The 12930-nt window shown below is 30.8% G+C and carries 8 protein-coding genes; 5 read left to right on the forward strand and 3 right to left on the reverse strand.

The features are described from left to right. The 3 genes from ABD939_RS12385 to gmd form a co-directional block, all read right to left on the reverse strand. The coding region (locus tag ABD939_RS12385; RefSeq protein WP_345169100.1) for an NPCBM/NEW2 domain-containing protein at positions 1–4244 on the reverse strand (4244 nt) is incomplete at its 3' end. Between the two features lie 298 nt (positions 4245–4542). Next, the gene (locus ABD939_RS12390) at positions 4543–5619 is read right to left on the reverse strand and encodes a GDP-L-fucose synthase family protein (protein ID WP_345169103.1); all 1077 of its coding nucleotides are present in this window, start codon (positions 5617–5619) and stop codon (positions 4543–4545) included. A 50-nt stretch (positions 5620–5669) separates the two neighbouring features. Then, the gene (gene gmd / locus ABD939_RS12395; RefSeq protein ID WP_345169106.1) at positions 5670–6797 is read right to left on the reverse strand and encodes a GDP-mannose 4,6-dehydratase; all 1128 of its coding nucleotides are present in this window, start codon (positions 6795–6797) and stop codon (positions 5670–5672) included. A 376-nt stretch (positions 6798–7173) separates the two neighbouring features. On the opposite strand from gmd, the gene ABD939_RS12400 reads away from it, so the two are divergent. The 5 genes from ABD939_RS12400 to ABD939_RS12420 all read left to right on the forward strand — a co-directional run bounded on the left by ABD939_RS12400 (position 7174) and on the right by ABD939_RS12420 (position 12928). Beyond that, positions 7174–8622: an MBOAT family O-acyltransferase gene (locus ABD939_RS12400; protein WP_345169109.1), complete on the forward strand. Its 1449-nt coding sequence runs from the start codon at positions 7174–7176 to the stop codon at positions 8620–8622. Between the two features lie 6 nt (positions 8623–8628). Continuing rightward, entirely contained in the window at positions 8629–9513 is an 885-nt protein-coding gene (locus ABD939_RS12405; protein ID WP_345169112.1) for an SGNH/GDSL hydrolase family protein, read from the forward strand. Positions 9514–9566: 53 nt separating this feature from the next. After that, positions 9567–10556 (forward strand): acyltransferase family protein, encoded by a 990-nt coding sequence (locus ABD939_RS12410; RefSeq protein WP_345169116.1) that lies wholly within the window; start codon positions 9567–9569, stop codon positions 10554–10556. 393 nt (positions 10557–10949) lie between these two features. Further along, a complete protein-coding gene (locus tag ABD939_RS12415) occupies positions 10950–12689 on the forward strand; it encodes an HAD-IIIC family phosphatase (RefSeq protein ID WP_345169119.1) in 1740 nt (579 codons plus the stop codon). Then, on the forward strand, positions 12686–12928 hold the full coding sequence (locus ABD939_RS12420) for an acyl carrier protein (RefSeq protein WP_345169121.1): 243 nt from the start codon (positions 12686–12688) through the stop codon (positions 12926–12928). Before ABD939_RS12415 ends, ABD939_RS12420 begins: the two co-directional genes overlap by 4 nt. The last annotated feature ends 2 nt before the right edge of the window (positions 12929–12930 follow it).

Raw genomic sequence — 12930 nt, forward strand, 5'->3', positions numbered from 1 at the left:
TTACCTAGAGTTGCTTCTAAGATACCGTCTTTATAGATATTATAATTTGTTACACCTATATCATCATTAGCGGCAGTCCAAGATAAATCTACGGTAGTATCTGTTTTAGCCGTACTCGATAAAGTAGGGGTAGATGGAATGGTAGAGCTTGTTGTAATAGCTAATGTGTTACTAGCAGCACTTTCATTATTATCTGCATCTAAAGCAGTAACGGTAAAGTTATAAGCTGTAGCTTCTGTAAGGCCTGTTACTTGATAGTTTAATACATTACCTAGAGTTGCTTCTAAGATACCGTCTTTATAGATATTATAATTTGTTACACCTATATTATCACTAGCGGCAGTCCAAGATAAATCTACCGTGGTATTTGTTTGCCCTGTACTAGATAAGCTAGGTGATGTTGGAATGGTTGAACCTGTATTGATTGATAGTGTATTACTGGCAGCGCTTTCATTGTTATCCGCATCTATGGCTATAACTGTAAAGGCATAAGTTGTTTCTGCACTAAGTCCTGTTACTTGATAGCTTAGTACATCGTCTAAAGTCGCTTCTACGACCCCGTCTTTGTAGATGTTATAATTGGTAATATAAGTACTACTATTAGAAGCTGTCCAAGATAAATCTACTGTAGTATCTGTTTGAGTTGAACTACTTAGAAAAGGCATAGATGGTGGTTGAATTTCTGAGCAAGAAGTTAATAAAGCTCCTGCCCAATCTGCGTGATCAAATGCATTGGAGCCCATTTGGTCTACAACAAGCCTGAGTTGAGCAACTTCTTTTATATCTACTTCAATTAATTGCGCATCGTCAGCAGCTGTTAAAGTTTGACTTCGGAATAAAGAAATGTCATCACCAAATATTTCGAACTGCACGCTTGCAGATGTATTTGGACCTACATTATCATCTATCCCAATATAGGATTTAAATGTTCGGAACTCACCATCAATATTATAAATAATTTCAGAGTTGGCATGTGTACCAATACCATGAATAAACGTTTGCCCATTAATGGTTAAAGTATTACCATTTAAATTAGTATTCTTTCTAGTTGTTCCCCAGGCTTGTTCAGCTGAGAACCAATCTAAATCAGAAAGGTTAGTTTCATCCAAAAATTCACAAACTTCAGCATTTGTAGTTATTGTGACTACATTACTAGATGCACTTTCAATACCATTAGCATCAATACCAGTTACAGTAAAATTATACAAGGTAGATGCAGTAAGGTTAGTTACTTGGTAGCTTAAAATATTATCAACAGTAGCAATAAGTAAGTTATCATTGTAAATATTGTAGTTAGTGATGTTTGTATCACTTGTAGAAGCTGTCCAATTTAAATCGACAGTCGTATCGGTTTGAGCTATACTTGACAATGTAGGGCTAGTAATGGGTGATGATAAAATGATAGGTCTCCAATGTTGGTTTTCCGTATCTTCTTTAGTCCAGCTTATTACAGGTTCGTTTTCAGTAAGACTATTATCATTAATACTCAAATCTAATCCATTATAAACATTTACTATTCTGTAATAGTCGTCTCCAACAGATTCAAAGTACCATAATTGATGTTGCTTTCCACTCCAAGGCTCTTGAATTACTTGAACTCCACGATCTGTTCTTAAATCTCTTAAGGACAATACCATATTGGAGTGTTTCGCTTTTATTCTATACTTGTTATTACCTAAATCTTCCATTAACCAATTTGAATGGTTCTCTTGATTAGAAGTTATTTGAACCACATTCGCATCATCATTATTAGAGGCATTGTCTACAGCTAGAAACATATTGCTATGACGTGCTTGTAAAGTATAAAAACCTTCAGTAATGGTTTCAGGTCCATTTATATCAAGACCATCAATCCAGCCTACTAATTCATTAATATAATCTTCATCTACCAAATTTCTACCAATAGGAGGCATTTTATCACTAGAAGTACTACTATCTCTCATAAAAAGCATTGAGTTAGCATGATCTTGTGGTTTTACTATTTTAAACCCTGGTAAGGAAGCATGACTGACCACATCGGCATTTATCAAAGATTGATCATAAAGAGCGGTTAGAGCACGACCATCAAATGCACCTTCAACACCATTTGGTCTATGGCAATAAGCACAATTTGAATCTATGAAAGATCTAACCTTCATCTCGCTGCTAGCAAGTTCTGAATTGATATGTGCAGATTTTGGTAAATTCTCAGGAGTACCGATGTCATGATTAAACATATTCAGATGATTCCAAGTTTCTAATTGATTGCTATTAATACCAGTAGAGGGGTAGGTGTAGTCTTTATTTAGTTGCCTTGTCTTTAAGCCAAGAGAATATCCTGCTACACTAGTGTGACATTGCATACATTGAGATCTTGAAGGAAAGTCCCAAGTTTGAATGGTTGAAGATCCATCGCTTTTCGAAACTGTGTAATCTTGAGAAATCTGTTCATCAATACCGATTAAAAAAGCATCAGTTTGTTCGTCATTCCACTTATATGTAAGTCCATAAGCTTGGTTGTCTTCTGTAAAAACAAGAAAACGTGTTTCTAATTTTGTGATTTTTGACGGGTCATTTTCGTCTGTTGGTAAATCAAATTGCTTTATAGTTACTGTTCCTGGAGGAAAAGACCAATTTTCCTCATTTTCAAAAGTAATTTGTTCTAATGAAGAATCATGATTTCCATCATTTGGTAAAGCAATCCATCGTCTTTTCTTAGCCCCATCAGACCAAAGTGGTGAATTTACATCATAAGGTATAATACCATCTATAGGCGTAAGATTTTGTAAATCGGAAAATACATTGAGATCTGATAATTTTTGTGGTGGATCGGGTATTGAACCTGTTGTGATTATTTTACGAATTACACCACCATCTTGGGCAGTTCCAAATAAATCTAATACGTATATGATGCCATTGGAATCTACAAAAAAAGAGGATATCCCATCTTTACTACCAGCACCACTAACAGGAACTCTAAATAAAAAATTCACATCACCAGTATTCTCACCAGTTTTTGTTAACGACCAAACATCTTGTGTTTCATGGTCACCAAAAAAATATTTACCAACTAACCCAGGGTATTTATTACCTCGATATACAAATCCACCAATAACAGACCTTCCTATGTTTCTTCCGTAAGCATGAATTGGCGGTTGGTCATTACCTATGATAGGATCAGGCTTAGTTTTTGGTCCAGCTTGATCACCCTCTCTGTAAGGCCACTGTAAGTTATCACCTTTTTTTACAAGACTAATTTCTTCTTTTGAACCTTGACCAATATCACCAAGCCAAATATCACCCGTTGGCGGATCAATGGTCATTCTATGAGGACTTCTGGTTCCTATGGCATAAAATTCTTCTAAAATACTACCGTTTGGGTCTAGCCAAGGATTGTCGTTGGGTATGTAATAACCTTGTGTGAAAGAATTTGGCCAACCATTTGGTGGTGTGCCAGAGTTTAAAGGTTGCTTTCTAATTGGATGACTAATGTTTCCTCCTCTTTGATCAACATCAATTCTTAATACACCTGAAAATAATAAACTATTGATTTGTTGAGTAACGTTATATGAATCATTTGAAGCACCTTCATCACCTACAGCTAAGTATAAGAATCCATCTTCAGGACCAAAAAACATATCACCGCCATTATGCCAGTCATGGCTGTCGAATATATTGATAAGGATTTGTTCAGAGGAGGGGTTTATGGCATTTGCACCTAAAGGAAGGTTAAATCTAGAAAGTCGCATATAACCATTGACTACAGAACTAGTTTGATCAGTTCCTTGTACTGGGGTGTATCGGTAAAAAACATAAATGTATTCAGAATTAGGAGACCCAGGTATACCAAATTCTGGATGCAAAACAATACCAAGCATACCACCATCTGCATAGCTTACAACATTATCGGATAAATCTAAGAGGAGTTCTTTAGAGCTTGTATTCTGATTGTTTGTAAACTTCCAAATATGACCTTGTAATCCAACAACCAAAAACTCATTGCCTCCAGGTAACTCAGCCATATCAACAGGGTCTATAAATGTTAAATTTGGAAAAGCATTTTCAACATCATAGCTAATTTGATCCAAAGAAACTCCAGTTGGAGTTAAGCTAGGAAAAACACCGTTTAAATAAGCCCCAACAGGTTTAGGAGTTAAAATACCAGGCGCATTAATAATACTTTTGTAAGAAAAGATAAAAAGTAAAGCTAAAGCTAAGCCTGAAATAAATATTGATTTTTTATGAGTGAGAGTAATTTTTTTCATGATAATCCCTTTAAGAGGTTATCAAAAATAGACATAAACAGTTATGAGCTAAATAAATACCTATGAATAACCACTATTTTCGACGATTAGCATAATTTTGAATTATCCAAAATAATAATAATTTTGAATACTAAAATAACCAGATATAAAGTTATGTTTAACCGATTAAATGAATTTTGTAAATAAAATATTTATCTGTTTTAAAACTAATACTCAATAACAATATTTGGTATTTTTAGTATAAGAACTTTGTTTTTGATTTTAAACTAAAATTAATTTTGAGAAAATAGCTATTCTATTAGACATACCATTTGTATACCTTACGTATACCTTCCTCTAAATTTATTTGATGTTTCCAGCCTAATGCATGTAACTTTGAGGGGTCGGTAAGTTTTTTCATAGTACCATCAGGTTTTGAAGTATTAAAATGAAGTTGGCCATTAAAGCCTATAATATCTTTAATCAGTAAAGCCAAATTTTTAATAGAAATATCTTTACCAGTTCCTATATTTATATGAGTATTCCTAATTTCTTCGGTATTAGAGATACAATCTTGAAAGTTACGTTGTTCCATTAAAAAAACACAAGCATCTGCCATATCTTCACTCCATAAAAATTCCCGCATAGGGTTACCACTTCCCCAAACTTCTAATTGAATGGTGTTATCAACTTTTTGGATTCCATATTTGTCTAAAATATCCAAAATAGTTCCTTTAGAAGAATTACCAGAAATCCCTTCAATAGGCATTTTTGTTAAATCCTTTCTAATGGTACTCCAGTTGTTTTCATGCAATGCTTTACCTAGATGCACTTTTCTAATTAAGGCAGGGAGTACATGAGATTTTTCTAAATCAAAATTATCATTAGGACCATATAAATTGGTTGGCATAACCGAAATAAAATTAGTGCCATACTGCAAATTATAACTTTCACACATTTTTATGCCAGCTATTTTTGCGATTGCATATGGTTCATTAGTATATTCTAAAACATCAGTGAGTAAATAATCCTCTTTCATGGGTTGAGGACAGTTTTTTGGGTAAATACATGTACTTCCTAAAAACATCATTTTTTTTACATCATTCAGATAGCTTTGATGTATTACGTTATTTTGAATGCATAAATTTTCATATATAAAATCAGCGCGATAGTTGTTATTGGCAATAATACCACCAACTTTTGCAGCTGCTAAAAACACATAATCTGGTTTTTCACTAGAAAAGAAAGTAGCTACAGCCTTACTATCAGTTAGATCTAATTCTTTGTGGGTACGCGTAATAAAATTTTTATAGCCCTTGCTTTCTAAATTTTTTAAAATAGCGCTACCCACTAATCCTCTATGGCCAGCAATGTAAATTTTTGAATTTTTATTCATTTCTAGTTTTGCAAATTAGTACAAGTTTTATTTGTTAAGCTTTGATAAATTTACTCAGCTTGAGTTAAGATGTCATGTCCGCCTTTTAATAAATCAACATCTCGTTTAAATAATTTGACGTCAGATTCCATCATGTCTTTAACTAAATCACCTAAGTCATATTCAGGAACCCAACCAAGTTTTTCTTTTGCTTTAGTAGGGTCACCAATCAATAAATCTACCTCTGTAGGACGGAAATATGTAGGGTCTATGGACAATACTTCTTTGCCTATTTCTAATTGGAAATCTTCAAGGTTACAAGCCGTAACATAGGCCTTTTCATTAATGCCTTCACCTCTAAATTCTAGTTCTATACCAACTTCTAGAAATGCCATTCGAACAAAATCTCTAACTGTAGTCGTAACACCTGTAGCTATCACCCAATCTTCAGCTTTATCTGCTTGTAAAATCATCCACATCATTCTTACATAATCTTTGGCATGTCCCCAATCCCGTTTTGCTTCTAAGTTTCCTAGAAATATTTTTTCTTGTAATCCTAATGCTATTTTAGCAACAGCTCTTGTGATTTTTCGCGTAACGAAAGTCTCACCTCTTCGAGGAGATTCATGATTAAACAGAATACCATTGCAAGCATACATATTGTAAGCTTCTCTATAGTTTTTTGTAATCCAAAAACCATATATTTTTGCAACACCATAAGGAGAACGTGGGTAAAACGGAGAGTTTTCATCATAAAAACCTCTTTCATTTTTATTTTCAGGTAAACCACCATATAATTCAGATGTAGAAGCTTGATAAATTCTGGTTTTCTTTTCTAAACCTAAAATCCTGATTGCCTCCAGTAATCTTAAAGTTCCTAATCCATCAACGTTTCCAACATACTCAGGTGTGTCAAAAGAAACTTTAACGTGAGACATCGCACCCAAATTATAGATTTCATCCGGTTGACATTCTTGGATAATACGAGTAAGGTTGAGAGAATCCGTTAAATCACCATAATGCAATTTCAACCTTTGATTTGGATCATGCGGATCTTGGTATAAATGATCAATTCTATCAGTGTTAAAAAGAGAAGATCTTCTCTTAACACCATGGACCATGTAACCTTTTTTTAATAGTAATTCTGCTAAATAAGAACCATCCTGTCCGGTAATCCCTGTAATTAATGCTACTTTCATATATGATAATATGTAAATTATTAAACTTTAATCAGAAGTAATCAAAATAGTTAAGAGCTAACTTTAACTATTATAACCACTAAAACTTTGCTAAAAGTAATGGAATAAATTAGTTTACAAAAAGCATATAAGGTAAAGTTTAAAAAAATTAGTTAATGTGTATTTATGAGAGATTTTTTTCAGAATCCTTATAAATTTTTTAAGATTTTTATCAAAGCGTTAAAGTGTTTTTTATCTGATTTTTAAGTAGTTCAATTTTTAAATTAACAATTATTTTGTTTTAAATCGACAAATTTGTAAAACTTAACGAAAGCATCTTATTTTAAAAGATCAGTTTTGAATAATACTTTATATTTAGTTTTTATTTAAAGTATTTATGCTATTTAATTCGATTGATTTTGCGATTTTTTTACCAATTGTATTTTTGCTTTATTGGTTTGTTGCAAATAAAAATTTAAAACTTCAAAACTTTCTTATAGTCATAGCAAGCTACGTTTTTTATGGATGGTGGGATTGGCGCTTTTTAACTTTAATTTTGTTCAGTACTTTGGTTGATTATTCCATTGGTTACCGACTAAATACAGAGGAAAACAAATTAAAAAGAAAAGTACTGCTTTGGACTAGTATTTTAGTCAATCTGGGTTTTTTAGGTTTTTTTAAATATTACAATTTTTTCTTAGATAATTTTATAAGTGCTTTCTCTTTTTTCGGAATGGTAATAAAAGCAAATACCTTAAACATTATCCTTCCTGTAGGTATAAGTTTCTATACCTTTCAAACATTGAGTTATACAATAGATGTTTATAAGAAGAAATTAGAGCCCACTAAAGATTTTATTGCTTTTGCGGCTTTTGTATGTTTCTTTCCCCAATTAGTAGCAGGGCCAATAGAGCGCGCAACACACTTACTGCCACAGTTTTTTAACAAAAGGCATTTTGATTACCATAAAGCCATCGATGGTATGCGTCAAATATTATGGGGTTTATTTAAAAAAATAGTTATTGCAGATAACTGTGCAGAATTTGCTAACCAAATATTTAATAATTCAGCAGATTATAACGGTAGCACGTTAGTTTTAGGCGCTTTGTTTTTTACATTCCAAATATATGGGGACTTTTCAGGTTATTCTGACATCGCTATTGGCACGTCAAGATTATTTGGGTTTGATTTAAAACAGAATTTTGCATTCCCTTATTTTTCAAGAGATATAGCAGAATTTTGGAGACGCTGGCATATTTCATTAAATACATGGTTTAGAGATTATTTGTATATCCCCTTAGGAGGTAGTAGAGGAGGTACAAAGATGAAAATACGTAATACCTTTGTTATATTTTTGGTGAGTGGATTTTGGCATGGAGCAAATTGGACCTTTATTATTTGGGGAGCTTTAAACGCCTTATATTTTTTACCGATAATGCTAAGTAACAATAATCGCAAGCATCTCGATCTTGTTGCAGAAGGTAGATTTTTACCTTCGTTTAAAGAATTAATTAGTATGTTAACCACCTTTACATTAACTGTTTTTGCGTGGATATTTTTTAGAGCTGAAAATTTGGGACATGCTTGGGATTATCTAAAAACTATTTTTTCATCCAGTATTATAAACACACCTTACTTTGAGAATGGAAAAAAGGCTATACCAACAATAACTCTTTTAGTTTTTTTTATCATAATTGAATGGTTAGGAAGATCAGGAAAACATGCTTTAGAAAAGATAGGAATAAATTGGAACCGTAAAGTTAGATTAGCAATTTACTATTCAATCTGTTTTTTAATTTTTTGGTATGGAGGTAAACAGGAAACCTTTATTTATTTTCAATTTTAAAATATTATGAGATTTTTTTTAAGAAATGTTTTTTTGTTTTTAAGTATTCCTACGGCAATACTTATAATATTTTTTTCTTACACAACTCATATATCTAAATCTTATAAATTAAAAGAAAATATTACTATTCTAATTTCAGGTGATTCTCATGTTACAAGTGCTATTGATGATAAAGACATGAATATTCCAAATATTCAAAATATTGGAAAACCTGCAGAATCTATTTATTTTTCTTATTATAAGATTAAGCATTTATTAGAAACTAACCCTAATATTAAGACAATTTATTTTGGCTTAAGCTACCATAATATCACTGACTTTGCTGATATATTTACCAAAGGTAAACGATCATTTTTTTATGCACCACCGTATTTCTATGTATTACCTTTAAAGGAAAAATTAAGATCTTTTAAATGGAATTCGAATAATGAAAGTGTGTATATTAAAAACATAATAAATTCTGGTATAGAATCAATTAAATTCATGCCGAGTTATATAGGTGAGGGCTTTAGTAATAATTCTTTACTTGAATTGTCTAAGAGTAAAGCAGATTTTAGGATAAAGGAACAGTACTTTGAAGGAGGTAAATTAAGAGATTTTTCTTCTTTAAATCTTCATTATTTAGAAATGATAATTAAATTATTAGATGAGGAAAAAGTTGAATTATTTATTTTAAACATTCCCTTGGCCGATTATTATAAATCAAAGATTCCTAAAGAATATATAATTAAATATGATGAAATTATAAAAGAATACGATTTAGAGGTTATTGATTTTAGTGAATTAGAGTTAGGAGATCCAAAATATTTTTTACCAGATGGAGATCATGTAAATGCAAAAGGAGCTAATTTTATAACACAAGAATTTAAAAGAATATTATTGTTAAAATAAAATTTGTTTATCTCAAAAAACAATTTATAAATCACTTTAATAAAAATAAAGAAATGAAACGAAACTCTTCAATTGAACTTTTACGAATTTTATTCATGCTATTTATTATTTTATTTCATTTTTTGGGAAGAAATTATAATCTTTTTGGTGTAACAAATGAAACAGCCATTTGGGATGAAAATTTACTGTCGAAACTTATTGTGCATGCAACAGGACAATTGGGAGTTCCGGGTTTTGTCTTTATTTCAGGATATTTTGGATTAAAATTTAACAGTTATCGTTTTATAGACCTTTTGGCTCAATGTTTTCTTTATTCATTTATTTTCTATTCTTTGATTTCCCCAACGATTGGCATATTTGAAAACAGACCATTTATACTAAGTATGTTTTTTTTAAGTTCTTGGTGGTTTATGTGGTCGTACATTTTGCTTTATTTTATAAGTCCTGCTCTAAATAGTTTCATTGAAAATATGAAAAAAAATCAATTCATAGTTTTACTATTTCTGTTGTTCTTCATATCGATAGGACTTTGGATTCATAAAACAAGTGCAACCAATATATTCATACTTCTTGAAATTTATTTTATTGCTAGATTTGTAAAAATACACTTAAGTGATGCTTTAAAATCAAAGGCTTGGGTTCTACTCCTTTTATCTTTTATTTTGTATTATGGTTTAGTCGCAGTAGGATATTTTAAGCATAATCTTGTGGTCATGCCTTATGTAAATTCGTATTATAATCCCATAATAATAGTATTAACAGGTTCTTTAATTGTTACATTTGAAAGAATTAAGTTTAGTGCAAAAATTATTAATTGGGTATCCCCAAATTTATTGGCAGCCTACCTAATAACTGAAAATTTTTACGGAACTCATCTTTTCAAAAATTGGTTTTATATTCCAAATGAATATCCTATTTTAAAGTTTATAGGTATTGGTTTAGGTTTAACGATTATATGTGTTCTAGTAGATAAATTTCGACTATTATTATTTAGTCCTACAGAAAAAAGGTTAGCTATTAAATTAGAAAAATGGATGTATTAGTAAAAAGAAACTTTTTTTAAAAAAAATTACTTTACCTTAAGAATAAAATATTTGAGTATTGTAATATTGACCTATTTTATTTACCATGTTAGTAATGAGTATAATTAAACTATAAAATTATGAATTATCCTAAACTATATAACTGTAGAATAATGTTTTTTCACAATTCATCGCGGTTTTCTTCAGTAGAATACCATTTATAGCATTAGATAAACCGTTAAACTAATTTTTAATAACTTTTTTTTTTGTAAAAACTATTAAAATTTAAATTTACGCGAATCATATTTTTTTATATAAGTTATATTTTATAAAATTTTAAAGAAAGAGAGTACTTGATTATAAGAATGAAATCTAACCAAGAAAAAATAACAAAATTAATACACAACTATATTCATGGAAATAAGTACGTTTAAAGAATTAAAAAAAAATCTAAAAAAGGAATTAAATGAGCTTCCAATAATAAAGGTCGCTTTATTAGGAGATAATACGACTCAGTTTCTAGCAACAGCTATACAGGGAATAGCTGTTGAAAGAGGTTATAAGATTGAACTTTTTGAAGCAGATTTTAATCAAGTAGAACGACAATTCCTTGATCCAACTTCTGAATTATATAGCTTTAATGCTGAATATGTAATAGTATTTCAATCTACTCACAAATTATTATCTAACTATAACAAAAAGACAATAGAAGATCAAAAGTATATTGCAGAAGAACGTCTTGATTTTATAAAAATGATAAGCAATTCCACAGACTGTAATTTGATTTATTTTAATTATCCTGAAATTGAAGATAGCGTGTTTGGAAGTTATGCTAATAAAGTAGAAAGTTCATTTACCTACCAGATACGTAAGCTTAATTTTGAGCTTATGAATTTATCTCAGGAACTCCATAATCTTTTCATTTGTGATATAGCTGCGTTACAAAATAAATTGGGAAGAGATATGATGTTTGATTCATCTGTTTACGTGACTACCGAAATGTTACTTTCGATAGAAAGTCTTCCTTATGTAGCTTCTCGCACTATGGATATTATTTGTGCGGCGCTAGGCAAATTTAAAAAATGTTTGATACTAGATTTAGATAATACGATGTGGGGAGGCATAATAGGAGATGATGGTCTAGAAAATATTCAGATTGGTCATCATTTAGGTATAGGAAAGGCTTTTACTGAGTTTCAGCAATGGGCAAAAAAATTAAAAAATAGAGGAATAATACTTGCTGTGTGCTCAAAAAACAACGAGGATACTGCAAAGGAACCTTTTGAAAAGCATCCGGAAATGGTGCTGAAATTAGATGATATCTCTGTATTTGTAGCTAATTGGGAGAATAAGGCTGATAATATTAAAAATATTCAATCTATTTTAAACATAGGTTTTGATTCTATGGTGTTTTTAGATGATAACCCTTTCGAGAGAAGCATTGTTAGGGAAAATGTACAAGGAATAACGGTTCCAGAATTGCCAGAGGACCCTAGTGCTTATTTGGAGTATCTTTACGGCTTAAATCTTTTTGAAACCTTATCGTATTCTAATGCTGATGCGGATCGCACAAAACAATATCAAGTAGAAGCAAAAAGGGTAACCTTACAAAAAAACTTTACAAATGAATCTGAATTTTTAGAAAGTTTGGACATGTTTTCTGTTGTAAAACCATTTGATAAGTTTGATACCCCACGTGTATCTCAACTAACTCAAAGAAGTAATCAATTTAATCTCCGTACGATAAGATATACTGAAGCAGATATTAAAAATATTTCAAATTCAACGAAATATCAGAGTTTTAGTTTTACGCTTTCAGATAAATTCGGTGATAATGGATTGATTTGCGTTATAATTTTAGAGAAAAAAAGTGATAATTCAATTTTTATTGATACATGGTTAATGAGCTGTCGCGTTTTGAAACGTGGTATGGAACACTTTACCTTAAATGTAATAGTGAATTATGCTAAAGAGAATGGTTTCAAAAAAGTTGTAGGAGAGTATATTGCAACACCTAAAAATAAAATGGTTGAGAATCACTACCAAAATTTAGGTTTTACAACATTAAATGAAGAAGGTAAAAACTTTTATGAGCTAAAAATTAATAATTATTCAAAAAAAGAATCCTTTATAAAAAAACAAAATAAAAAATGAATCAACAAGACGTTTTAAATCAGGTACAAGAAATTTTTCAAGATCAATTAGATGATGAGTCTATCATATTAACTAATGAATCCACTGCCAATGATGTTGATGATTGGGATTCTTTAACCCATATTATGCTGGTAGTAGCTATTGAAAAACAATTCAAGATTAAGTTTACATCAATGGAAATTCTTTCGTGGAGGAATGTTGGTGAAATGATTGATAATATTTTGAATAAGCTAAACTAACA

It is taken from the genome of Algibacter aquimarinus, assembly GCF_039543265.1.
GTDB classification, from domain to species: Bacteria; Bacteroidota; Bacteroidia; order Flavobacteriales; family Flavobacteriaceae; genus Algibacter_B; species Algibacter_B aquimarinus.

Bases quoted from the DNA above. Each gene is read 5' to 3' on its own strand.
- ABD939_RS12405 (WP_345169112.1), top strand. From the start codon at position 8,629: ATGAGATTTTTTTTAAGAAATGTTTTTTTGTTTTTAAGTATTCCTACG.
- ABD939_RS12400 (WP_345169109.1), top strand. From the start codon at position 7,174: ATGCTATTTAATTCGATTGATTTTGCGATTTTTTTACCAATTGTATTT.
- ABD939_RS12410 (WP_345169116.1), top strand. From the start codon at position 9,567: ATGAAACGAAACTCTTCAATTGAACTTTTACGAATTTTATTCATGCTA.
- ABD939_RS12420 (WP_345169121.1), top strand. From the start codon at position 12,686: ATGAATCAACAAGACGTTTTAAATCAGGTACAAGAAATTTTTCAAGAT.
- ABD939_RS12415 (WP_345169119.1), top strand. From the start codon at position 10,950: ATGGAAATAAGTACGTTTAAAGAATTAAAAAAAAATCTAAAAAAGGAA.
- ABD939_RS12390 (WP_345169103.1), bottom strand. From the start codon at position 5,619: ATGAATAAAAATTCAAAAATTTACATTGCTGGCCATAGAGGATTAGTG.
- gmd (WP_345169106.1), bottom strand. From the start codon at position 6,797: ATGAAAGTAGCATTAATTACAGGGATTACCGGACAGGATGGTTCTTAT.